This is a genomic window from Desulfovibrio sp. SGI.230, assembly GCF_050313065.1.
Classification (GTDB): Bacteria; Desulfobacterota; Desulfovibrionia; order Desulfovibrionales; family Desulfovibrionaceae; genus Desulfovibrio.
This window is the reverse complement of record NZ_JBNPKS010000018.1, coordinates 1-24,869: the sequence shown is the minus strand read 5'-3', so window position 1 is coordinate 24,869 and position 24,869 is coordinate 1. Positions and strand designations below refer to the sequence as shown.

The following is a 24,869-nucleotide window of genomic DNA, read 5'->3' as shown; positions in this document are numbered from 1 at the left end:
GACCTCCTATGCGATAAGGGATGGCGGAGAGGGGAGCTTTTTTGAGGGGGGAAGGGAACCTTTTCCTGGCGGAAAAAAGGTTCCCTTCCCCCCTCAAACTCCCCCCATCCTTCCAAAAACCGCTCATATGCTGTTTTGCCCCACAGGGCAATCCCTGCTCCGGGACGTACGGCGCCCGAAAAAATCAGGGAAAAATGCCGCAGGGAACGGCTATTTTGTCAGTAAAGTCCCGGCCCGGCAAGTGCCCCTCAGGAGGGGACGCCGGGAGGGGGGAGACCCGCCCCTGCATCCACGAAAAAAGAAAGCGTGGTCCACCCGGCATGGCCGCCCGGCAACGCCTGTTCTGCCTTTCTGTTCCCGCAAGCTAAAAGCAAACCGTCCGCGAGTAGTTATGGTCCCGTGACTTCGGGTCATGCCCGGCAATGTCATACAATAAAAAAGAGGCTGCCCTTGCGGGCAGCCTTTAATAAGCGGGTTTTGGGGGAGGAGGGTTTCCTCCCCCAGCCTTTATCTTTCCTAGATACCGGCGCTTTCCAGCACGCGGCTGTTGTAGACTTCGATCTTGGCCTTCTGTTCCAGCATGCGCATGAAGGTCTGGTACATGCCTTCCACACGCTTGCGCTGCACCAGCTCGGTGAGCAGGTTCTCCATGCCGGCCCAGCCGTCGGACTTGGGCTGCTCCACGGCGGTCACGCGGCAGAGCAGGGCACCGCACTTGCTGCTGTCTTCCTGCTCGTACACGCTGAAGGCCTGGTCGATCCAGGTCTGCGGCGCGGCGCGGAAGATGACCTGGTTCATGGCCGGGTTGGGCACGAAGCCGGCCAAGGCGCCGTCGCGGGTCAGGTCGGCGCTCTGCACGCGGGCGGCGTCTTCAGCGGGCAGCGTGCCGTCGGTCATGGCCTTGCGGATGGCAGTGGCCTTTTCCATGGCGGCCTGCAGGGACTTTTCCGCCACCAGGGCCTTCATGACGCGGTCGCGGGCCTGGTCCAGAGTGGGCGTGGTGGACGGCTCGGAGGTGAGCACCCGCACCACCAGGTAGCGGTCACCGGCTTCCAGGGCCGTGTCCACAGGGGAGTTGGCCGGGGCCTTCATCAGGCTGGCCGCCATCTCGTCGCTGATGCCCAGGATCTTCTGCAGTTCGGCCTGGCCCACCAGACCGGTACGTTCGGCCTTGAGCAGGGGCTGTTCCTTGCCGTCGGCATCCTTGTAGCTGCCGACGCTGGCCGCGCTTTCCTGCAGGGGACGGTTGTTGATGTTGTCACCGATCAGGCTGTCCAGCACGTCGTTGACCTTTTCCACGCCTTCCTGCTTGGCCAGGGTGGCGCGCACTTCGGCTTCCACTTCGGCAAAGGGCTGCACGCTGGCGTCCTTGCGCTCTTCCATCTTGATGATGTGCAGGCCGAACTGGCTGCGCACGGGCTCGGAGATCTGGCCGGGCTGCAGGGCCCAGGCGGCATCTTCGAAAGGCTTCACGGTCTGGCCGCGCTGGATCCAGCCCAGCTCACCGCCGGGGCCGGCGGCATTGGGGCCGTTGTTGGCATTGGCCACGGCGGCAAAGTCGCCCTTTTCCGCCTCGCTGCGGATGCGGGCGGCCTTTTCCATGGCCTGCTTCACGGCCGCTTCGGGAGCGTTCTCCGCCAGGGGCACCAGGATGTGGGCCACCTTGACCTGCTCGGGCTGGCGGAAGCGCTGCTTGTTGGCTTCATACCACTTGAGGGCGGCCTCGGCGCTCACGCTCTCGGGGCGCACCAGGCCTTCGGGGGCCACGGCCACATATTCCACTTCCACGCGGGGCTGGCTGGCCAGCTCGGCCTTGTGGGCCTCGTACCAGGCGTTGAGCTCTTCCTCGGTGGGCTTCACCGAAGCGGCAAAGTCGGCAGCGGGCAGGTACAGGTACTCCACCGTGCGCTGCTGGGTGAGGAAATCATAGTACTTGCGGGCTTCGTCACCGGCGGCCCAGGCGCTGCCGGCCACGGTGCGCATCACCTTGTCACGCAGGATGCTGTCCGCCAGGCCCTGTTCGTATTCGGCCACGCTCATGCGCTGGGCTTCGATGTTGCGCTTGTAGGCCTCGGGATCGAACTTGCCCTGGGCGTCCTGGAACGCGGGCAGCTTGGAGACCACATAATGCATCTCTTCAGGGCTCACGGTCATCCCCACGCGGGCGGCTTCCTGACGGATCAGCTGGGCGCTGATGAGCTCGTTGAGCACCTGACGGCCCAGCTTCTGCTGCACCAGGGCCTCACGGGTCAGGGAGGGATCGTTGCGCATGGCGTATTCGGCGGCCCGCTGATAGGCCTGCTCGAACTGCTGGGCCGTGATGGCCTCACCGTTGACCTTGGCCACCACATTGCTGGAACCGCCGTCGGTCAGGCTGCCGACGCCCCAGAACATGAAGACGAGGATGATGATGGCGAAGGCTACCTTGACGCCAAAGGACTGGGCATTGGAACGGATATAATCAAGCATGGGCACTCCGAAAAAAGGCACGGAATTTATTGCCCGCAAAGATTCGGGCAACGGATAACTATAGGGGCATTCCGGCAGAAACTCAAGAAGAGCGCGGGAACCGGCCCTCCATCCGCTGCTGACAAGCGATGTCCTTTGCCCTATATGCAGGGGATGGATCATACAGCTATCGAAAGCCTGCTGCAGGCCGTGGCCCGGGGGGACATCCCGCCGGAACAGGCCCTGCGGCATCTGGGAGACGCCACTGCGGCCGACAGCCTGCAGGGCCTGCATCTGGATCATGAACGCGCCCTGCGTACCGGCCTGGGCGAGGTCGTCTTCGCCCAGGGCAAGACCGACGGGGCCCTGGTGGGGGCCGTGCGCGGCCTCAGCCTTCGCGGCGCCCCCGTGCTGGTCAGCCGCGCTTCGGAAGCGCAGGGGGCCCTGTTGCAACGCGAATTCCCCGCAGGACGCTACTGGGCGCAATGCCGTCTTTTCTGTCTGGGCGGTGAAGGCCGGGAAGTGCCGGAGCTGGGCCCGCCGTGGCCCGAACGGGGCGAGATCATGGTGGTCACGGCCGGAGCGGCCGACATCCCCGTGGGCGCCGAAGCCTACGGAGCGTTGCGCTTCTGGGGCCACGACTGCGGCTTCCTCACCGATGTGGGCGTGGCCGGGCTGCACCGCCTTGCCCCGCACATCCGGGATCTGCGCGCCACCCGCCTCATCATCGCCGTGGCCGGCATGGAAGGCGCCCTGCCCGGCGTGCTGGCCGGGTTGGTGCCCTGCCCGGTGCTGGCCGTCCCCACGTCCGTGGGCTACGGCGTGGGCGCGGGCGGCATGGCCGCCCTCCACAGCATGCTCTGCTCCTGCGTGCCCGGCCTGGCCGTCCTCAATATAGACAACGGTTTCGGCGCCGCGGCCTTCGCAGCCAAACTGCTGCGCCATGCCTGATGCGCGCACAGATGTGCACAACAAGCACAACTATCTGTTTTTAAACGATAATTTTTTAAATTCCCGCGCTCTCCGAAAGGAGGGCACCCCCGTATCCCGGGACGGCCCGCAAGGCCGTCCCGGCCGGGCCGCCAACGGCGTTCACGCCAGCGGACGGCCATGACAGCATTTTTCCCACCCCTTTTTCCTCTCTCCTGCGCAGGACGTCCCGAAACACAGCCATGACACGGGCACTGTCCCTGCCGGGAGTGCTGGCACTGTTGATGCATCTGCCCGTACAGACATCACGGACAGGCCGGGCAGGCATCCTTCACATCTTCAACGACCGGAGCAACTATGACACCGCACCAGATGCTGGACGCGCTTTCACGCCAGACCGGGGCCGCCCTGGCATTCAACGGGGACGGTCTGTGCCGCCTGCGCTTCGACGGCCGCTTCATCGTGGACCTTGAGGTCACGGACGACGAGGACGCCATCTATCTGTATGCCCGCCTGGGGACGCTCCCTGCCGGCGAGCAGGGCAGGGAACTGATGGCCCGGATGATGCGGGCCCATTGCCTGGGCCGGGAGAGCGGCAACACGCTTTTCGGCCTGGACGGTGAGGAGATCATGGCCTTTGCCCGCGTGGCGGCGGCCGAAGCCGAGGAAGGGACGCTCTTCACCGCGCTGGAAGATTTTCTGGATGTCCTGGCCCACTGGGCCGATGTGATGCAGCAGGGCCGCTAGACGGGAAGGCCCCGCTGCCTGCTGCCGTCTTCCGGCACCATATACCGGGGCGATTTTGGCCGGAGCTCCGCGTCCGGGAGACCTATCTCAGCGGTGACAGCGCCGCCAAGGAACTGTGCGGAACTCCTTGGCCATGCAGAGCCCCGCACCGGCCCCGTGCCGCACAGGCGACCACAGGGCATCACCGCCGCGGGAGATCCCACGCCCGCCTGCCCGGTCGCGATAGCCGGAGAAGGCCGTCACGCCGCCGCTCACAACCATATTCATAATGAAGGGGGACGCCATGCCAGGACCAGTGCAGGCAACGCAGACACGCTACATCAGTCTCGATACGGATTTCGGCTATGACGCCCTGGGCGGCATGGGCCGCCTTGGCAGGCACAGCATGGAAGTACTGGAGCCGGGCACACGGCAGACCGACCGCATCCCGGGCCCGCCCAAAACGGTGGGGCGCTGGTTCGCCAAGCTGCTGGACAGCCTTACCCCGGCAAGCTGGCGTGCCCAGGGCAAGTTCCGTCGCGGGCTGGAAGACTTCAGCGCCCAGACGGGCAGGATACTGGGCCATCTGCGCAATGCCGCTGCCGGTGCGCCCGACGATCCCCAGCGCCGTGCGGATCTGGAATCGGCCCTGCGGGAGCTGGCCGGACTGCGGCAGGCGGCGCGCCCCATGACCAGCCGGGGCGCGGACTATGCCGAACTGCTCCAGACCCGTGTGCGCCGCAACATGGCCATCCTGCGCGAGGAAGCCCCGCAACGGGCCGTGGAGTTGCGGCAGCTGCAGACGAGCGGCCTGCTGGATGCCGTCATCGCCGACCTCGATGACGGGCAGGCGGACATGGCCGCCGACCTGGCCCTGATCCGGGATGCCCTGCACACCGGCGCGGACGACATGGCCGCCTGGGTGGAGGCTCGGGCCACCGACCTGGGAACGGCTTCCGCCGCACCGATCAATGACACGCCCCCCGAAACGGCCCCGCAGCCCTATCGTTCCCGTTTCAGCCCCGCCGCCCTGCGGGACTTCTTCCTGGGCCGCATCACCTTCAGGGAAGAAGCCCGGCAGGCCTTGCAGGAACGCCAGGCCACCCTGGCCCGTTTCACGGGCGAGGCCCGGGGCACTCTGCAAGCGGCCCTGGAAGCCGTGGACGCCGTGCTGCAGGACAGGCTGACGGCTGATGCGGACAGTTTTGCCCACGTCCAGCATCAGGTGGACGAAAAGATGCGCCGGGCCATCCACTGCGCCCTGGACGATGTCTGCGGGCTGGCCCTGCGCCATCTGGATACGCCGGAGAGCCTGGGGCAGGAAGGGCAGGACTTCCGCCGCATCGACGCGGACTTCGTCCGGCAGGAGCTGGCCGCCCTCGAACGCGGCGACCGGCCCGCGAGCGGGGACAGCGCCCCGGCGGACACGGTTCGCCCCGATGCGGACCCGTTCCGGCAGGGCATCCGGCAGGCACGCCGGCAGATACGGGACATCTCCCGCCTGTACGGCCAGCTGACGGAAGGTCTGGGCGAACTGGCGCAGCGGGACAGCCGCTGCCGGGCCTGCCTGCTGCTGCACGAGCTGGCCGAAAGCGACCTGCCCCCGGACATGGACCGCCAGGAATGGGGCCGGGCCTGCGACACGCTCATCGAGGCCCTGCGCTCTCCCGCCACGGATGCCTGGGCCGTCAGGGACGCTCTGTCCGTCATCGACCGGAGGACAGGAGATGCCCAGATGCCGGAAGACGTGCGCCGACGCTTCCAGGAAGGGCGGGCCGATCTGCTGCGCCACCTCGAACCGGCCATGGACCGCCCCGTCTTCCAGCTTGCCGGGACCGACCAGGCCGAGAGCCGCCTGGATGCCCTTGAGCAGGCGCGCGCCCTGCATCAGGTGGTGGGCCACGCGGGAGCGCTGTTGCAGCGCGCCCGGCTGCCGCAGGCGGACAGCATCATCTCCCAGGGGCTCCAGATCAGCCGTCTGGCCCTGCGCCTGCGTACCAACGGCCCGCGCGAGCCGGAACACCGGCAGCAGGCCATCACGGAACTGCGCACGTCCGTCGCCCGTTTCATGGCCAACCTGACCCTGGCCCGGATGCAGACGGAGAACCCCACCGTACACAGCGCCCAGCCCGAAGCGCGCGGACTGGATACCGACGGCGCCCGGGAGGGCCTCGACCTGATCCGGCAGAGCGTGGAACGCATCCTTGGCGGCCTGCAGGATCAGGAAGGCGGCGTGGTGGCACGCGCGGCCCTGCAGGACGGCCTGATACTGCTGGAAAAGGGCAGGGACGCAGCCGTAGCCTGCGGCAGGCTCCTCGACAACGCCATCCACAAGGAGACCGGCGTGGCGGAACAGCTGGCCGTCTGCCTGGAATCCGGCCGCGACGATGCCGCCACGGCCCTGCACGGCCTGCTGGAAGGCAGCCGCTGGACCAAGGGCAAGCACGGCGAGGCAAAGGCGGCCATCGACGCCTTTCTGGCAGCCCTGCGCCCCGTGCAGGAAAGCCGGGGGCAAAGCCGGCTGCTGCGCTTCCTCGCCAACCGCCTGTCCGGTGCCTTCACTCCGCACGATGTCTACATGGGCTTCGACGGCAGCATCCACATGCTCATCAATACGGACAGGCAGGGCCTTGGCGGCAGCCGGAAGCTCCAGGGCACCCGCTGGATCACCCTGCCGCCGCCGGACCAGCTCCGGCCGGGCGTCTCCACCGGCGTGCACCGCCTGGACCAGCTGCTGGACGCCGGGGACAACCGCACCACCTTCTACCCGCAGCTCCACCAGCTGCTGACGCGCTATTTCTCCGGCATCCCCTATGATCTCAGCCTTCCCGGAGACGGGCAGTAACCACGTGAAACAGTCCCGGGGGAAGACTTCCTCCCCCGGGCTTCCGCAACAGTTGCGGCTACGGCCCCCTGCTTCAGCACACAGCCCCTCCACAGGGGCTTTTGCTTTTCAGGAGCGGGACAGGTCCCCTCGGAGAAAGTGCATTTGGAGGGGGATGGAGGGCTTGGGGGGAGGCCCCCCCTTTGGGCACTGGTCAAAGGGGGGACTTTCCCCCAAAAAACGAACGCCCCGTGCATGGCACGGGGCGTTCCCATTGGCGTACTGCCCAAAAAACATCATGACCGCTACTTGGCGGAAGGCTCCACATCATCCACGGGCACGATGCTGTCCACATCATATTCCAGCAGCGAGGTCTGGCCCAGCAGCAGGGCGCGTTCCTTTTCCACGGTCTTGCGGAAGCGATCCATGGAGGCCTTGCGCACGCTCTCGCCGCGCGGGTTGATGGCCTTGGCCGGATTGACGAACTTGCCGTTCTGCCGCAGGCGGAAATCCAGATGCGGCCCGGAAGAAAGGCCCGTGCTGCCCACGAAGCCGATGACCTGGCCCTGACGCACGCGCTGACCGTTGCGCAGGCCGCGGGCATAGCCGGACAGATGGGAATACATGGATTCCAGCCCGGCCGAATGCTTGATGATGACCTGGTTGCCGTAGCCTCCGGCCCAGCTGCGCCGGGTGACCACGCCGTCACCCACGGCTTTGACCGGCGTACCGGTGGGCGCGCCGTAGTCCACGCCCAGATGCGGACGGCTGTAGCCGAGGATGGGATGCTTGCGGTTGTGCGAGAAGCGGGACGTCACGCGGGTGAAGGCCAGCGGCGCCTGCAACAGGGTCTTGCGCAGGTTCTCGCCCTTGGCGTTGTAATGCTGCGGCCGGTTCTTGCCGTCGCGGAACAGATAGGCCTCGTAGGTGGTGCCCGTGTTGGTGAAATGGGCGGCCAGCACGCGGCCATAGCCCTTGTATTCGCCGTCACGGTAGCGTTTTTCCACCAGCACCTTGAAACTGTCGCCGGGTTGCAGGTCGCGGATGAAGTTGATCTCCGAGCCGAACAGACTGCCCAGGGTCAGGGCCAGCTGCGGGCTTTCGCCGATGTCGGCCACGGCCTGGAAGAGATTGTCGTCGATGGTGGCTTCCACCTGGGCGAGGGTGGTCACATATTCGATGGGCTCCACGCGGGCCACGGGCTCTTCCGCCCCTTCCACCACCAGACGGCGGCTGGCGTCGATCTCGTACTCGAATCGCTTGAGCTGGCCGGAAGCGGGGTCCACCACGATGGTGTAGGGCTGGCCGGTACGGAAGGCCCGCATGGAAAAGACCTGCCGGGCGGCGCTCACATAAGGATGGGACCCGGAAGAGGTGTTGCCCTCGATGATCTTGCTGACGGTATCGCCCTTTTCCACCGTGCCGTGCACCACGGCCTCGCCGTTGATGATCTCGGCCCCTTCGGGCAGGGGCACCGCGGGTTGGGCATCCTGTTCCGTCTCTGCCTCTGCGGCAGTGGCAGCTTCGGGAGCGGCAGGGGCTTTTTCCTGCCCGGCGTCTTCCGTCCCGGTCGCGGGGGCCGTTGCCTCCCCGTCGCGGGCCGGGGCCTCGGCGGCCTGTTCCGTCACGGCCTGGCCGGGAGCCGTATCTGTATCCTCTGAGCTCCAGGGCAGGTGGGCTATGCCCAGCTGTCCGGCCAGCAGGCCAAGGAGGATCACGAGGACGAAAAAGACTGCAAGTCCTGTTTTCTTCATGCGGTACACTCCAAACAGTATGGCATATAGCCTGCGCGCCCGTCAGTTGTCCAGCAAGATGCCCGCCGTCCCCTCCGGACGGGGAACACGGCGCGCACCATGCCCTTCCTAAGGTATGTTCCTTGTGTCATCATGTGCGCAAATATCATAACATACTGAAAATAAAGATAATAATAAAAACATCCCCTCTTGATTTTCTTGCGCCTGCCGTATAGATGTTGCTCACGCAACAAACAATCATCATCGCAGTAGCGTCACAGGACGCTTTCGTGGGGTTTTCCGTGTCTTTGCATCTTTCCTACAAAAAATGGCTGTTCTTCGTCCTTTCCTCAGCCTATCTGGTGGTCTTCATCCAGAACGTGGCCATCACCGTGGTCACCCCCGACGTCATGCAGGACCTCGGGCTCTCCTCCGGTGACATGGGCCTGCTGGGTTCCGTCTACCTGTATGCCTATGCCCTTACCCAGGTCTTTTCCGGCATCCTCTCCACCCGTTTCGGCCCGCGCCGCCTGCTGAGCTGCCAGTTCTTGGTGGCGGCCCTGGGCGGCTTCCTTTTCGCCACGGCCCACAGTCTGCCCATGGCCGTGGCCGGGCGTCTGCTCAACGGTCTGGGCATGGCCGGGGTCATGTCCTCTTCCTTCACCCTGTTCAGCCACTGGTTCGCGCCCGAGACCTTCTCCCGGCTCTGCACCCTGTTCTTCATCGCGGGCGGCATGGGCGGCCTGCTGGCCACAACCCCGCTTTCCCTGGCCAACCACTGGGTGGGCTGGCGACTAGTCTTCCTTGCGCTTTCCGTGCTGACCTGTTCCCTGACCGTCATCATCTATACCGTGGTGCGGGACTGGCCGCCCCATCTGGCGGCCACCTGCAGCGGCATCCGTCTGGCCGACGTGCTGCGTGACGTGGCCGCCATGGCCAAGCAGTCCGACTTCTGGAAGATGGTCGTCTGGTACCTGACCCTGCCGTCGCAGTATTTCGTGTTCCACGGGCTCTGGGGCGCTGTCTACATGGGCGGGACCTTCGGCCTTTCGCCCAGCCTCATCGGCAATATCCTGGCCATGGGCGCCGTGGGCTTCATCGCCGGGACGCCGCTTTTGACCTGGATCAGCGAAAAGCGCCTCAAGTCCCGCCGCAAGGCCATGGTCCTGGCCAGCCTGCTGGCCTGCGTCTCCGGCGCGGCCCTGAGCCTGGGCAGCGCCAGCCTGAGCGTGCCCCTGCTGTTCGTGGTCTCCCTGGGCCTGGGCATCGCGGCCAACGGCCCCTGCCCCGTGGGCTATGCCACCGGCCGGGAACGCTTCGGCAACCGCATGGTGGGCAGCCTGAGCGGCATCCTGGCATCTTCGGTGTTCGTGGGCGGGGCCCTGCTCCAGCTGATCTCCGGAGCGCTGCTTTCCTTTGCCCAGCAGGCGGGCCTTTCCCAGCCCTGGACATGGGCCTTTGCCCCGCTGGCGCTCCTGGCTGCCGTCAGTGCCCTGGCCGCCTGGCTCCTGCCGGAGACGTTCGTTGATAAAAAATAATAAAAACAATATGTTAATAGAGATACGCACAAAAGTGTCATAAGTGACACAGCTAAGGATCCGGCCCCCGGCAGTCCGTACAGGCAGGCTGCTGGGGGCTTTTGTTTTGCGCTGCCGTATCCCCCCACACAGAAGAAGGCAAAAAGGCTCACCGTCCAAATGCAAGCCTTCCTGACCTATCCGCCGCGCCTGAGAACGAGACGCGGACTTGTTTAGCGGACGTTTTTATGCTATAAAAACATCTTTGCGACGACCGGAAGAAGGTCCCGGATCGCAAGGGGCCGCTCATGACAAATGCACATGTTTCCCTTCAGGATTTTCGCCACCGCCTGCGCCGGCATCTGCTCGGCGGCATCCCCGGTGGCCCGGATGGCGGGGGAGCGCCCTGGCTGGATGGTCTGGTCATGGAATACCTCCCGTCCGGCAATGTGTTGCGGATCACCTTTCCCCATATCTACTTCGCCCGCTGGTTCGCGCCGCACAAAACGGATTTTTCGGCAGCCGTGAAGGCCGCCTGGCCGGACGCCGACGCCCCCCGGCTGGAGTATGTCCTGCCCGGGCGGCGCCTGCCCCGGGGCCCGGCGCCGCAAGTGGCCCCGGCCCGCATCCCGGACGCCCTCTTTTTCCATGCCGACGGCAGCAGGGACGAGATGCCGCTGCCGGGCGGCGCCCGCAATGCCTTCCCCCTGGCCATGGCCAGGGCCGTCGCCCTGCGGGAGCCCGGGCACAGCCCCTTCCTGCTTCACGGCGAAAAAGGCACGGGCAAGAGCCATCTGCTGCAGCACATGGCCGCGTCCCTTGCCCGGCAGGGCCTGCGCGTCATCCTGGCCCCGGCGGCCCGTTTTTTTCAGCACTGTCCTCTGGAGGAACTGACGGCCCCCCTGTTCTGGCAACAGGCCGAGGCCCTGTTCCTGGACGATATCCAGACCCTGGGCGGACAGCCCCGTTCCCAGCGCCTGCTGGCGGCCCTGCTGGCGCATCGCCCCGAAAAGGCCCCGGTGGTCCTCGCCCTGGAGGGCGGCCCCGATGCCCTCGGAGCGTGGGAACCCGGCCCCGCCGCCAGCGTCCGGCAACTGTTCTCCGCCGAACTGACCCCGCCGGACATGGAAGCCCGCATGCGTTACCTGCAGCAATGCTGCCGGGAGAACGCCCTGGACCTGCCCCGCGAACATCTGCGCCTCATGGCGCGGCGCGCGGCCCATTTCCACGGCCTGCGTTCCCTGCTGCTCCGGGTCAAGTCCGCTTGGGAAGATGATGCCGCCCGGCATCCCAGCCTGGACGATCTGGAACGTCTGGCCCGTACGGGACCGGTGCAGGCCTGCCATGCCGGCCACGAGCAGATCCTGGCCGAGGCCGCACGCTGCTGCGATGCCGCCCCCGCCGACATCACGGGTACGGGACGCCACGCGCGGCTGGTCATGGCCCGGCAGGCCGCCATGTACGTCTGCCGTCGCCATCTGGGCCTCTCCTATCCCGAACTGGGCCGGGCCTTTGGCGGACGCGACCACAGTACCGTCATCCATGCGGTTAAAAAGATTGGAAAAATGCTGGAAAGTAACAAAGATGTGCAACACCTTGTCGCCAGACTGGAGAAATGCGCACATCAGGAACAGCCGGACAGCTCCCCCACGGACGAAGTGTTCGGGGCGTAGACGGGCAGTGCTTAAAGGGATAGTAAAAATTTCAAGTAAAAACAGCCTGTTGCATATGTTCCGCACAAAAGCACAGGCATCAATTATTACAAGGATTCTTTTATGAAACTTTCTGTTAATAAAGAACAGATCATCGAAGGCCTGCAGAAAGCGGCAGCCATCATCCCTGCCAAAGCAGGAGCCGCCTACCTGCGTTCCATCTGGTTGAAGGCCGAGAAGGGCAGCCTGTCCATCATGGCTACGGACGCCAATATCGAATTCACCGGCCGTTATCCCGCCGAAGTGAAGCAGCCCGGCCTCATCGGTGTGCAGGGCCGCGCTTTCGTGGATCTGGTGCGCCAGCTGCCTGCGGGCGTGCTCCAGCTCACGCTGGACGAGAGCACCGGCAACCTGCTGCTGGAACAGGGCCGCCGCACGTACAAGCTGCCTGTGAGCGGGGCCGAGTGGTTCCAGAACTTTTCCGAATTCCCGGCCGAGTCTCCGGTGACCTGGTCGGGCGACTTCCTGCAGGACGTGCTGGATCGTGTGGTCTTCTGCATCAGCGACGACGACGCCACCGACGCCATCACCTGCCTGTACATGAAGCCTTGCGGCAACGGCCGTATCGACGTTTGCGGCCTCAACGGCCACCAGTTCGCCCTGGTCTCCTTCACCCATGACGATCTGGCCGCCCGTCTGCCCGAAGAGGGCGTGCTCATCCAGAAGAAGTATCTGCAGGACATGAAGAAGTGGCTGGGCGTGGACGAGATCGAGCTCAACATCACCGACAAGCGCCTGTACCTGCGTACCCTGGACGGCGCCGAGAGCCTGTCCGTGCCGCGTGCCGGTCATGACTATCCCGACTACACGGTGTTCATGAGCCGTCTGGAAGGCGACGGCGTGAGCCTGCTCACCGTCAACCGCAAGGAAGCCATCGAGGCCCTGGGCCGCATCCAGATCTTCAACACCGACAGCGACCGCTGCGCCTATCTCGACCTGGGCGACAACGAAGTGCGCCTCTCCGCCCAGGGGCAGGACACCGGTTCGGCCAACGAGAGCCTGGAAGTGACCTACCGCGGCGACATCAGCCGCATCGCCTTCCCCACCCGCAACCTCATGGACGTGCTGGGCCACTTCAGTTCGCCCAGCGTGGACATGATCCTGACCGGCGCCGAGGGCCCCTGCGGCATCCGCGGTTCCGAAGACAACGAGTACACGGTCATCATCATGCCCATGAAGATTTCCGAATCCACCTATTATAGCGAGGAAGATGTTTAATGGCTCCTGACATGGCCTCCAGCTACGACGCCTCATCCATTACCATTCTCGAAGGGTTGTCCGCGGTGCGCAAGCGCCCGGCCATGTACATCGGTTCCACCGACGTGCGCGGCCTGCACCATCTGGTGTACGAAGTGGTGGACAACTCCATCGACGAGGCCATGGCCGGCTTCTGCACCCGCATCACCGTCATCCTGCACGCCGACAACAGCGTCACCGTGCGCGACGACGGCCGCGGCATCCCCGTGGACATCCATCCCAAGGAAGGCGTGCCCGCGGTGCAGGTGGTCATGACCAAACTGCACGCCGGCGGCAAGTTCGACAACAACAGCTACAAGGTCTCCGGCGGCCTGCACGGCGTGGGCGTGTCCTGCGTCAACGCCCTATCCGAGTGGCTGACGGTCACGGTGCGCCGTGACGGCAAGCGCTACCGCCAGCACTATTCCCGCGGCGTGCCGCAGGACCAGCTGACGGTCATCGGCGAGGCCGACGGCCACGGCACCACGGTGCGCTTCCAGCCCGACGAGCAGATCTTCGAGGTGCTGGAATTCTCCTACGACACCCTCAAGAAGCGTTTCGAGGAGCTGGCCTACCTCAACAAGGGCCTGTACATCGAGTGCATCGACGAGCGCACCAGCGAGACCCACGTCTTCCACGCCGAGGGCGGCATCCGCCAGTTCGTGAGCGACCTCAACTCCGGCCAGCAGGGCATCCATCCCATCATCATGGCCGAAGGCGTGGTGGACAATGTGGCCATCGACTTTGCCCTCCAGTACAACGCCGGCTACAAGGAGACCATCCTCACCTTCGCCAACAACATCCATACCAAGGAAGGCGGCACGCATCTGGTGGGCTTCCGTACGGCGCTCACCCGCGCCATCAACGGCTATGTGAAGAACCAGCCGGACCTGACCAAGAAGCTCAAGGGCACGGCCCTGTCGGGCGATGACGTGCGCGAGGGCCTTACGGCCGTCATCAGCGTCAAGCTGCCCCAGCCCCAGTTCGAAGGCCAGACCAAGACCAAGCTCGGCAACAGCGAAGTGGCCGGCATGGTGGCCGGCATGGTCTATGACAGGCTCACGGTCTACTTTGAGGAGAACCCCAAGGACATCCGCCTGATCATCGACAAGGCCGTGGACGCCGCCCGCGCCCGCGACGCCGCCCGCCGCGCCAAGGAACTGGTGCGCCGCAAGGGGGCGCTCTCGGACAATTCCCTGCCCGGCAAGCTGGCCGACTGCCAGAGCAAGGACCCCGCGGAATCCGAACTGTTCATCGTGGAAGGTGACTCCGCAGGCGGCTCCGCCAAGCAGGGCCGCAACCCGCGCAACCAGGCCATCCTGCCCCTGCGCGGCAAGATCCTGAACACCGAGCGCACCCGCTTCGACAAGATGCTGGCCAACAAGGAAGTGAAGGCCCTCATCACGGCCATGGGCGCGGGCATCGGCGAAGAGGACACCGACCTCGACAAGCTGCGCTACCACAAGATCATCATCATGACGGACGCCGACGTGGACGGCGCCCACATCCGCACCCTGCTGCTGACCTTCTTCTTCCGGCAGTATCAGGAGATGGTGGAGAAGGGCTACGTCTACATCGCGCAGCCGCCCCTGTACCGTGTGCACAACGCGCGCATGGAAAAATTCATCAAGGACGACGCCGAGCTCAACGAGTTCCTGCTCAACCGCGTGAGCGAGGACGTGACCGTGGTGGCCGCCAACGGGCGGGAATACACGGGCAGCGACCTGATCCGCCTCATGGAGACCATCGAGAAGATCGAGCTGCGCGTGGCCGATGCCGAGAGCACCGGCATGCCGCGTCCCCTGTTCCTGGCCCTGGCCACCTATCCCCGCGCCGTGGACCGCGAGCTGCTGGAAGCCCGCGATGCCGACTTCCTGGCCTGGCTGGAGAAGCACGAATACGCCCTGAGCCTGGAACGGGAACACAGCGAGGACGAGGACGAAGGCCGCGTGTTCGCCGTGTTCGAGAACACGGGCAGCCACCACACCCGCCGGGGCATGGAGTTCTTTGCCTCCCGCCTGTACCGGCAGACCTGGCAGCTGTTCAACGACCTGCGCGAGCAGTGCGGCGAGCTGAGCTTCAGCCTGCGCCGCAAGGACAGCAGCAGCCAGGCCGGCGACGTGTTCGACCTGATGCAGATGACCCTGGACGAGGCCCGCAAGGGCATCAACATCCAGCGCTACAAGGGTCTTGGTGAAATGAACCCCGAACAGCTCTGGGTGACCACCATGAACCCCGAGAACCGCGTGCTGCTGCAGGTCTCGGTGGAGGACGCCAACGAGGCTTCGGACGCCTTCGAGGAACTCATGGGCGACCGGGTGGAGCCCCGCCGCGAGTTCATCGAACGCAACGCCCTGAGCGTGCAGGATCTGGACATCTAGCTGCCGGAGGGACGACGCATGCAGGATACTGGCAAGGAAAAGAAGAGCTGCTTCGGCTGCTCCGTCATCGCCGTCTGCGGCTGGCTGGTCTGCGCGGCCATGTGCCTGTGGCTGACCATCTCGCTGGAAGGCTACCCCAAGGCCTACAGCCTGGCCTATCCGGCAGCCATGGCGGTGCTGTTCAGCAACATCTTCGTCTTCATCTTCACCAGCTCCCGCTGCGCGGGGGACGTGCGCCGTCTCCTGCCCGCCGTGATCCGTGTCTGCTTCGGTGAGGGGACCATGCTGCTGCTGGTCTGGCTCTGGGGCAGGTACTGGCTGGCTGCCTGAGGACGTTTCCCGGCGGGGGCCGCCCGGCGGCTCCCCCGGTACGACATCCTTTGAGAAAGAACACGGGACCCGCTCCCGACCTGATATTTTACCTGCGAGGCAAACGTGTCTGAACAGAACAGCGGCATACAGCAGCCGCAAGTCAGCATTGAGAAGGAACTCCGCAAGTCCTATCTGGAGTATTCCCTTTCGGTCATCATCGGGCGCGCCATCCCCGACGCGCGCGACGGCCTCAAGCCCGTGCACCGGCGCATCATGTACGCCCAGTACGAGCTGGCCAACAGTTACAACCGTCCGCACAAGAAATCGGCGCGCATCGTCGGTGACGTCATCGGTAAGTATCACCCCCACGGCGACAGCGCCGTGTACGATGCCCTGGTGCGTCTGGCCCAGGATTTCTCCATGCGCGACCCGCTGGTGGACGGGCAGGGCAACTTCGGTTCCATCGACGGCGACGCCGCGGCCGCCATGCGTTACACGGAAGTGCGCATGTCGCGTCTGGCCAGCGAGTTCCTGGCCGACATCGACAAGGAGACCGTGGACTTCCGGCCCAACTACGACAATACCCTGCAGGAGCCCTCGGTGCTGCCCACCAAGGTGCCCAACCTGCTGCTCAACGGTTCGTCGGGCATCGCCGTGGGCATGGCCACCAACATCCCGCCCCACAACCTGGGCGAGCTGTGCGACGCCCTGCAGATGCTGCTGGACGATCCCCAGTGCACCATCTCGGACCTCATGGAAGTGGTCAAGGGCCCGGACTTCCCCACGCGCGGCTTCGTCTACGCGGGCAAGGGCCTGTCCGATGCCTACCACACCGGTCGCGGCACCGTGAAAGTGCGCGGCCGTCTGGAAGTGGAAGAACGCAAGAAGGGCCTGCAGGCCATCGTCATCCGCGAGATCCCCTTCGGCCTCAACAAGTCCTCGCTGGTGGAGAAGATCGCCGGTCTGGTCAATGACCACAAGATCGACGGCATCTCCGACCTGCGCGACGAATCCGACCGCAAGGGCATCCGCGTGGTCATCGACCTGAAGCGCGGCACCATCCCGGACATCGTCATCAACAGCCTGTACAAGTACACGCCGCTGGAGACCAGTTTCGGCATCAACATGCTGGCCGTGGTGGACAACCGTCCCGTGCTGCTCAACCTCAAGACGGCCCTGTCCTGCTTTGTGGACCACCGTCGCGAGGTGGTCATCCGCCGCACCCGCTACGACCTGCAGAAGGCCGAGGCCCGCGCCCACATCCTGGAAGGCCTGCGCATCGCCATCGACCACATCGACGAAGTGGTGGCCCTGATCCGCGCTTCCGCCAGCCCGGACGAGGCCCGCGCCGGCCTCATGCAGCGCTTCGAGCTCACCGAGGTGCAGGCCCGCGCCATCCTGGACATGCGCCTGCAGCGCCTGACCGGCCTGCAGCGTGAAGAGCTCATGGCCGAATACCGCGAACTGCTGGAAAAGATCGAGTTCTTCAAGTCCGTGCTGGAGAACCCCGAAGTGCTGCGCTCCGAACTCAAGCGCGAGATCCGCGAGATCCGCGAGACCTTCGCCACGCCGCGCCGTACCGAGGTGCTCACCGACGCCCTGGGCGGCATCGACATCGAGGACCTCATCCCCGACGAGGAAGTGGTCATCACCCTGTCGCGCCGCGGCTACATGAAGCGCACCAGCCTGGAGAACTACCAGCAGCAGAAGCGCGGCGGCAAGGGCATCGCGGCCCTGCATACCTCCGATGACGACTATGTGCAGGAGTTTTTGACCACCACCAACCACCAGTACCTGTGCCTGTTCACCAACAAGGGCCGCATGCACCAGCTCAAGGTGCATCAGGTGCCCGAGGGCAGCCGCACGGCCAAGGGCGTGCACATCAACAACCTGCTGCCCCTGGAAGAAGGGGAGTGGGTCACCACGGTGCTGGCCGTGCGCGAGTTCGCCGAGGACAAGTACTTCCTCTTCGTGACCAAGCGCGGCATGGTCAAGCGCTCCTCGGCCTCGCTCTACGCGCGCTGCCGCAAGAGCGGCCTCATGGCCGTGGGCCTGCGCGAGGACGACGAGTTGGTGGTGGTGCGGCCCATCCGTGAGGACAGCCACATCGTGCTGGCCACGGCCGACGGCTACTCCATCCGCTTCGCCTGCAAGGACGTGCGTCCCATGGGCCGCGTGGCCACGGGCGTCAAGGGCATCGCCCTGCGCCGTCAGGACGTGGTGGTGGCCGGCGTCATCCTCAAGGAGAACGACCAGACCACGGAGATCATGTCCATTTCCGCCAACGGCTTCGGCAAGCGTACCCGCGTGGACCTCTACCGTCTGCAGTCGCGCGGCGGCAAGGGCATCATCAACTTCAAGGTCACGTCCAAGACCGGTCCCGTGGTGGGCGCCATGCCCGTGCGTGACAACGACGGCCTCATCATGCTGACCTCGGCCAACAAGGTGGTGCGCATCGGCGTGGAAGACGTGCGCAGCAAGGGCCGGGCCACCATGGGCGTCATGCTGGTGCGCCTGGACGAAGGCGCGCATGTGGTGGGCTTCGACCGCGTGGACGAAGGCGGCCAGACCGGCAGCCGCATGGACGACCTGGAGGACGATGACGACGCGCCCGAAAGCGCGGCGGCACCTCTGGAGAGCGCTCCGGCGGAAGCGGGAGCCGATGACGGCAACGAATAGATACGCGGCGCGGCGCCCCTGGGGACGCCGCGCCCTTTGGTTCCGGTCCCCGGCAGCTGCCGGGCCGGACCCGGGCAGGCACGGGACCGGGGAGACCCGGCCGTGCATCCCTTCTTTCCCTGTCCGGGGCAGAGCAGGAGTCAGGGGAGGAACGGCGCGGGCGCGGACTTGCATTGCGCGGCCCGCCGTTATATGACACGCCCTTTGTACCGCCGTGCGCTGGTCGGCCGCCTTGCCTGCAAGGCGGGCCCCGGAGCGGTGAGAGGGAAGACGGTCCCGCCGCAGGGCGGAGGAGACAACAACGCATTTTGCGCTGGCAGTGAGGAAACGCTATGATTCGCCACGAGTGTGGTCTTTTGGGTATCTACGGTCATGAGGAAGCGGCGCGACTGACCTATTTCGGTCTGTACGCCCAGCAGCATCGCGGACAGGAAAGCGCGGGCATCGTCACCATCGACGAGAAAGGCCTGCTGCACGAGCACAAAGGCATGGGCCTGGTGCCCGATGTCTTCGCCGAAGCCAACCTGCAGGCCCTGCCGGGCACCATCTCTCTGGGCCATGTGCGTTACTCCACCACGGGCCGTTCCGCGGCGCGCAACGCCCAGCCCTTCGTGGCCCACTACAAGGGGCTGGACATCGCCATCGCCCACAACGGCAACCTGGTGAACACCATGGAGCTGCGCGAGGAGCTGGAGAACGACGGCGCCATCTTCAGCACCACCAACGATACCGAAGTTTTCATGCACCTCATCGTGCGCGCCCTGCGCGAGCATGACCTGGTGGACGCCATCCGCGAAGCCTGTGCCCGCGTGCGCGGCGCCTACTGCCTGCTGGTCTACGCCGGCGGCACCATGGTGGCCGTGCGCGACCCCCACGGTTTCCATCCCCTGGCCCTGGGCCGTCTGGACGGCGCGCCGGTGCTGGCCTCCGAGACCTGTGCCTTCGACCTGCTGGAAGCCGACTACGAGCGTCCCATCCAGCCCGGCGAGATGCTGATCATGGACGGCAAGGGCGAACACAGCGAACAGCTGCGCGGCCCCCTGCCGGAACGTCCCCGCCAGTGCATCTTCGAACTGGTCTACTTTGCCCGCCCCGACTCCTTCGTCTTCGGCGAGCAGGTCTACCAGTGCCGCAAGCAGATGGGCTGGCAGCTGGCCCACGAGTCCACCCCCGACGTGGACTTCATCATGCCCTTCCCCGATTCCGGCGTCTATTCGGCCGTGGGCTTCGCCCAGTGCGCCGAGCTGCCCTATGAGCACGCCATGATCCGTAACCACTACGTGGGTCGTACCTTCATCCAGCCCACGCAGAGCATGCGCAACTTCGGCGTGCGCGTGAAGATCAACCCCGTGCGCTCCATGATCGAAGGCAAGAAGATCTGCATCGTGGACGACTCCATCGTGCGCGGCACCACCATGATCACCCGCGTCAAGAAGCTGCGCGAGCTGGGCGCCAAGGAAGTGCACATCCGCATCAGCTGCCCGCCGGTGAAGTTCCCCTGCTTCTACGGCATCGACTTCGCCTCGCGCGGCGAGCTCATCGCCGCCAAGTACAGCCTGCCCGAGATCACCAAGATGCTGGACGTGGATTCTCTGCATTACCTGAGCATCGACGGCCTGCTGCGCTCCGTCATGCAGTCCGACAGCTACTGCCTGGCCTGCTTCGACGGCAATTATCCCGTGCCCTGCCGCGAGTCGGGCAAACTCCGTCTGGAATGCGGCGGCTGCTGCGGCAGCCGTTAGTCCGAGGTTTTTCACATGGCTGTTATCGCTAATCGTATCAAGGGCTTCGCGGACATGTATCCGCCGCAGAGCTCGCTGTTCACCCGCATGGAGAATACCGCGCGCGAGATCTTCAGCCGTTACGGCTTCGTGGAGCTGCGCACCCCCGTGCTGGAATACACCGACCTGTTCAAGCGCTCCATCGGCGAAGAGACCGACGTGGTGCAGAAAGAGATGTTCACCTTCCCGGACCGCAAGGGCCGCATGATGACCATGCGCCCCGAAGCCACGGCCGGCGTCATGCGCGCCTATGTGGAAGATGCCCGCTACAGCCGCGAGTCCGTGAGCCGTCTGTTCACCACCGGTCCCATGTTCCGCTACGAGCGTCCCCAGAAGGGCCGCATGCGCCAGTTCCACCAGATCAACTGCGAATGCCTGGGCTCCCACAGCCCCTATGCCGACGCGGACCTGATCATCATGCTCACGCGCTTCCTCACCGCACTGGGCCTCAAGGATCTGACGCTCAAGCTCAACTCCCTGGGCTGCGCCCACTGCCGCCCGCTGTTCAAGCAGGCCCTGGTGGACTATCTGCACCGCCAGGACTGCTGTGACCAGCTGTGCGAGGACTGCACCCGCCGTATGGAGACCAACCCCCTGCGCGTGCTGGACTGCAAGCAGGAAAAATGCCGCTGCGTCACCGACGAAGCGCCCCGCCTGCTGGACTACAACTGCCCCGAGTGCAAGGAACACTTCGACACCGTGCTGCGTCTGCTGGACGCCGCCGGGGTCAAGTACGAGATCGACCACCGTCTGGTGCGCGGTCTGGACTACTATTGCCGCACCACCTTCGAGGTGGTAAGCGGAAGCATCGGTGCGCAGGCCGCCGTGGCCGGTGGCGGCCGTTATGACGGCCTGGTCAAGAGCGTGGGCGGCCCCGACGTGCCCGGCGTGGGCTTTGCCTGCGGCATGGAACGCCTGGCCCTCATGCTCGGGGACGAAGAAGCCCCCCGCCCGGATTTCTATGCCGTGGCCATGGACGCGCAGAGCCGCGACCTGAGCTTCGGCCTGGTGCAGCGCCTGCGCGGCCTGGGCCTCAAGGGCGAGATGAATTTCAGCGATGCCGGTTTCAAGGGCCTGATGCGTCAGGCGGGCAAGTCCAATGCCCGTTTCTGCTGCATCATGGGCCCCGATGAAGCGGCCGCCGGCGCCGTGGTCGTCAAAGACATGGACAGCGGTGAGCAGCAGACCCTGTCCCTGGATGCCGCGGCGGACTTCCTTGCTGCCAATTCTGACAATGGGAAAAAATAATGACTGAACAGACGCAAAGCCTGGACGTGCAGCAGGAGCACCAGAAGTTCATCGAAGACCTCGGCGACTGGACCCGCAGCCACACTTGCGGCCAGCTGACCCTGGACAACGATGGACAGACGGTCTGCCTCATGGGCTGGGTGCAATACCGCCGCGACCACGGCGGCCTCATCTTCGTGGACCTGCGTGACCGTGAAGGCCTGACCCAGGTCGTTTTCAGCCCCGATATCGCTCCCGCCGCGCACGAGAACGCGCACATCCTGCGTTCCGAATACGTGCTGGCCATCAAGGGCGTGGTGCGTCCCCGTCCCGAGGGCATGACCAACCCCAACCTGGTCACCGGCGCCATCGAAGTGGTGGTGCATGAGTGGAAGCTGCTCAACACCTCCAAGACCCCGCCCTTCGCCATCGAAGAACGCTGCGACGCCGGTGAGAACCTGCGCCTGGCCTGGCGTTATCTGGACCTGCGCCGTCCGCGCATGCAGGCCAACCTGCGCCTGCGCCACAAGGTGGCCCAGGCCATCCGCCGCCAGCTGGACGACGACGGCTTCCTGGAAGTGGAGACCCCGGTGCTCACCAAGTCCACGCCCGAAGGCGCCCGCGACTTCCTGGTGCCCAGCCGTCTCAACCCCGGCCAGTTCTACGCCCTGCCGCAGTCGCCCCAGCTGTTCAAGCAGCTGCTCATGGTGGGCGGTTTCGACCGTTACTTCCAGATCGTGCGCTGCTTCCGTGACGAAGACCTGCGTGCCGACCGCCAGCCCGAATTCACCCAGGTGGATATCGAGATGAGCTTCGTGGACGAGGAAAAGGTCATGACCATGGCCGAAAACCTCATGGCCCGCGTGTTCCACGACGTCATGGGCATGGACATCCCCCGTCCCTTCCCGCGCATGAAGTATGAAGAAGCCATGCGCCGCTACGGTGTGGACAAGCCCGATACCCGCTTCGGTCTGGAGCTGGTGGACATCACCGACATCGTGCGCGGTTCCGGCTTCAAGCTCTTTGCCCAGGCCAAGCTGGTCAAGGCCATGAAGGTGCCCGGCGGCGAATCCATGACCCGCAAGGAGATCGACGCCTACACCGAGTTCGTCAAGATCTACGGCGCCATGGGCCTGGCCTGGATCAAGATCAAGGAAAACGAGTGGCAGTCGCCCATCGCCAAGTTCCTGTCCGAAGAAGAACGCGCCGGCATCCGTGAGGCCCTGGACCTCCAGGTGGGCGACATCGTCTTCTTCCAGGCCGGCGAGCCCGCCATGGTCAACGCCGCCCTGGGCAACCTGCGCGTGCACCTGGGCAACCAGCTGGGCCTGATCCCCGAGAACACCTTCAACTTCCTGTGGGTGACGGAATTCCCGCTGTTCGAATACAGCGAGGAAGAAAAGCGCTACGTGGCCTGCCACCATCCCTTCACCTCGCCCGCGCCCGGTCATCTGGAGATCATGAACAGCGACCCGGCCCGCGCCCTGGCCCGTGCCTACGACATGGTGCTCAACGGCAACGAAGTGGGCGGCGGTTCCATCCGCATCCACTCCGCCGAAGTGCAGCGCCACATGTTCCAGGCCCTGGGCTTCACGCCCGAGCAGGCCGAGGCCCAGTTCGGCTTCCTCATCCAGGCCCTGGAGCACGGCGCGCCGCCGCACGGTGGTCTGGCCTTTGGCCTGGACCGTCTGGTCATGCTGCTTTCCGGTGCGTCCAGCATCCGCGACGTCATCGCCTTCCCCAAGACCCAGAAGGCCACCTGCCTGATGACCGAGGCGCCCTCCACGGTGTCCGCGCGTCAGCTGCGTGAACTGGGTCTGCGCCTGCGCGAGACCGACAAGGAAGCCGCCAAACCCGCCGAGAACGCCCAGGCCTAGCGGGAGGATGCCATGATTCTGGATATTGTGACCTATCCCGCTGCCAGCCTGAAGGAAAAATGCGTGCCCGTGACGGAGATCACCGACGAGATCCGCCAGCTGGCCGCCGACATGCTGGAGACCATGTACGAGGCCCCCGGCGTGGGGCTGGCCGCCCCGCAGGTGGGCCGTAATATCCGCATGCTGGTCATGGACCCCGCCGCGCAGGACGAGGAGAAGCAGCCCCGGGTCGTCATCAACCCCGAACTGACCCTGAGCGAGGACACCGTGCTCAGCCGGCAGGAAGGCTGCCTCTCCGTGCCCCTCAACTACCGGGCCGACGTGCAGCGCGCCGAGCGCGTGCACCTGCGTTACATGGATCTGGACGGCAAGATCGTGGAAGAGGATCTGGAAGGATTCCCGGCCATCGTCATCCAGCATGAGGCCGACCATCTGGACGGCACCCTCTTCATCGACCGCATCGGCCGTCTGCGCCGTTCCCTGTACGACACCCGGGTGAAGAAATGGCTCAAGCGCAAAGGATAGTCTTCATGGGTACTCCGGACCTGGCCGCCGCCGTGCTGCGGCGGCTGGTCCGGTGGCCCGGCGGCGACGTGGTGGCCGTCTACACCCAGCCTGACCGGCCTGCCGGCCGGGGCCACAAGCTGACGCCCTCGCCGGTGAAAAAGCTGGCCCAGGAGCTGGGCCTGCCCGTGCACCAGCCCCTGAACTTCCGTCAGGAAGGCGCGGTGGACGAGCTGGCCGCCCTCAAGCCCGACCTGCTGGTGGTGGCCGCCTACGGCCTCATCCTGCCGCAGGCCGTGCTGGACATCCCCACGGTGGACACCCTCAACGTGCACACCTCCCTGCTGCCGCGTTACCGCGGTGCCGCGCCCATCCAGCGCGCCGTCATGGAGAACTGGCAGCCCGGTGACGTGACGGGCGTGTCCATCATGCGCATCGTGCCCGCCCTCGACGCCGGGCCGGTCTACGCCCAGTGCGAGGTGCCCATCGGCGAGCATACGGCGGGCAGCCTGCATGACGCCCTGGCCGAAGCCGGGGGCGAGCTGCTGCTCACGGTGCTGGACCAGCTCCGCGACGGCAGCGCCCAGCCTCGGGAACAGGACGAGAGCCGCGTCACCTACGCCGCCAAGCTGGCCAAGGAAGACGGCTATATCGACTGGGCCCGTCCGGCCGCCGAGGTCCACGCCCGCATCCGCGGCGTGACGCCCTGGCCCGGTGCGCGTCTCCAGGCCCGTTTCGACGGGCAGGACGAGCTGTTGCCCCTGCTGCTCCAGCCCGGTCGCGTGGACGAGCCCTGCGACGGTGTGCAGCCCGGCAGCCTGCGTACGGACAAGAAAGGCCTGTGCGTGGCCTGTGCCGATCGCTGGTACCGCCTGCTGGTGGTGCGCCCCCAGGGCCGCAAGGACATGGAGGCCGCGGCCTTCGTCAACGGCCATCTGCGCCCGGCCCAGCATGGCGTGTGCGGCATGGCTGTGCCTTTTGG

At 65.4% G+C, this 24,869-nt stretch carries 16 protein-coding genes; 14 read left to right on the top strand and 2 right to left on the bottom strand.

Translation table 11 applies throughout. The annotated features are described in order from the left end of the window. Positions 1 to 516: 516 nt before the first annotated feature. Positions 517 to 2,469 (bottom strand): SurA N-terminal domain-containing protein, encoded by a 1,953-nt coding sequence (locus ACQRAG_RS11130; protein WP_329968568.1) that lies wholly within the window; start codon positions 2,467 to 2,469, stop codon positions 517 to 519. A 153-nt stretch (positions 2,470 to 2,622) separates the two neighbouring features. Here ACQRAG_RS11130 and larB point away from each other — a divergent pair, with 153 nt between their 5' ends. From larB to ACQRAG_RS11115, 3 genes are all read left to right on the top strand, one after another. Then, complete coding sequence (larB, locus tag ACQRAG_RS11125) at positions 2,623 to 3,399, top strand: nickel pincer cofactor biosynthesis protein LarB (protein ID WP_427804160.1); 777 nt, start codon at positions 2,623 to 2,625, stop codon at positions 3,397 to 3,399. A 336-nt stretch (positions 3,400 to 3,735) separates the two neighbouring features. Beyond that, the gene (locus ACQRAG_RS11120; protein ID WP_204625762.1) at positions 3,736 to 4,125 is read left to right on the top strand and encodes a type III secretion system chaperone; all 390 of its coding nucleotides are present in this window, start codon (positions 3,736 to 3,738) and stop codon (positions 4,123 to 4,125) included. Between the two features lie 283 nt (positions 4,126 to 4,408). Beyond that, the gene (locus ACQRAG_RS11115; protein ID WP_427804161.1) at positions 4,409 to 6,949 is read left to right on the top strand and encodes a hypothetical protein; all 2,541 of its coding nucleotides are present in this window, start codon (positions 4,409 to 4,411) and stop codon (positions 6,947 to 6,949) included. A 284-nt stretch (positions 6,950 to 7,233) separates the two neighbouring features. On the opposite strand, the gene ACQRAG_RS11110 is transcribed toward ACQRAG_RS11115, so the two are convergent. After that, positions 7,234 to 8,682 (bottom strand): M23 family metallopeptidase, encoded by a 1,449-nt coding sequence (locus tag ACQRAG_RS11110; protein ID WP_304037787.1) that lies wholly within the window; start codon positions 8,680 to 8,682, stop codon positions 7,234 to 7,236. Positions 8,683 to 8,963: 281 nt separating this feature from the next. Between ACQRAG_RS11110 and ACQRAG_RS11105 the strand changes: the two genes are divergently transcribed. The 11 genes from ACQRAG_RS11105 to fmt all read left to right on the top strand — a co-directional run. After that, positions 8,964 to 10,199, top strand: coding sequence for an MFS transporter (locus ACQRAG_RS11105; RefSeq protein WP_427804162.1), 1,236 nt, complete (start codon positions 8,964 to 8,966; stop codon positions 10,197 to 10,199). A 287-nt stretch (positions 10,200 to 10,486) separates the two neighbouring features. Continuing rightward, positions 10,487 to 11,851: a helix-turn-helix domain-containing protein gene (locus tag ACQRAG_RS11100; RefSeq protein ID WP_427804163.1), complete on the top strand. Its 1,365-nt coding sequence runs from the start codon at positions 10,487 to 10,489 to the stop codon at positions 11,849 to 11,851. A 102-nt stretch (positions 11,852 to 11,953) separates the two neighbouring features. Beyond that, on the top strand, positions 11,954 to 13,108 hold the full coding sequence (gene dnaN, locus ACQRAG_RS11095; protein WP_168936014.1) for a DNA polymerase III subunit beta: 1,155 nt from the start codon (positions 11,954 to 11,956) through the stop codon (positions 13,106 to 13,108). After that, the gene (gyrB, locus tag ACQRAG_RS11090; RefSeq protein ID WP_297137786.1) at positions 13,108 to 15,507 is read left to right on the top strand and encodes a DNA topoisomerase (ATP-hydrolyzing) subunit B; all 2,400 of its coding nucleotides are present in this window, start codon (positions 13,108 to 13,110) and stop codon (positions 15,505 to 15,507) included. Before dnaN ends, gyrB begins: the two co-directional genes overlap by 1 nt. Positions 15,508 to 15,525: 18 nt before the next feature. Next, entirely contained in the window at positions 15,526 to 15,837 is a 312-nt protein-coding gene (locus tag ACQRAG_RS11085) for a hypothetical protein (protein WP_168936016.1), read from the top strand. Positions 15,838 to 15,942: 105 nt separating this feature from the next. Continuing rightward, positions 15,943 to 18,498 (top strand): DNA gyrase subunit A, encoded by a 2,556-nt coding sequence (gene gyrA / locus ACQRAG_RS11080; protein WP_204674512.1) that lies wholly within the window; start codon positions 15,943 to 15,945, stop codon positions 18,496 to 18,498. A gap of 332 nt (positions 18,499 to 18,830) precedes the next feature. Further along, positions 18,831 to 20,240 (top strand): amidophosphoribosyltransferase, encoded by a 1,410-nt coding sequence (purF, locus tag ACQRAG_RS11075; protein ID WP_168936018.1) that lies wholly within the window; start codon positions 18,831 to 18,833, stop codon positions 20,238 to 20,240. Positions 20,241 to 20,255: 15 nt separating this feature from the next. After that, on the top strand, positions 20,256 to 21,527 hold the full coding sequence (gene hisS / locus ACQRAG_RS11070) for a histidine--tRNA ligase (protein WP_168936019.1): 1,272 nt from the start codon (positions 20,256 to 20,258) through the stop codon (positions 21,525 to 21,527). Next, positions 21,527 to 23,383, top strand: coding sequence for an aspartate--tRNA ligase (gene aspS, locus ACQRAG_RS11065; RefSeq protein WP_168936020.1), 1,857 nt, complete (start codon positions 21,527 to 21,529; stop codon positions 23,381 to 23,383). Before hisS ends, aspS begins: the two co-directional genes overlap by 1 nt. A gap of 12 nt (positions 23,384 to 23,395) precedes the next feature. Beyond that, a complete protein-coding gene (def, locus tag ACQRAG_RS11060; RefSeq protein ID WP_168936021.1) occupies positions 23,396 to 23,908 on the top strand; it encodes a peptide deformylase in 513 nt (170 codons plus the stop codon). Then, positions 23,887 to 24,869, top strand: a 983-nt coding sequence (fmt, locus tag ACQRAG_RS11055; RefSeq protein ID WP_427805327.1) for a methionyl-tRNA formyltransferase, incomplete at its 3' end; no start/stop codon positions are given. The genes def and fmt, both read left to right, overlap by 22 nt.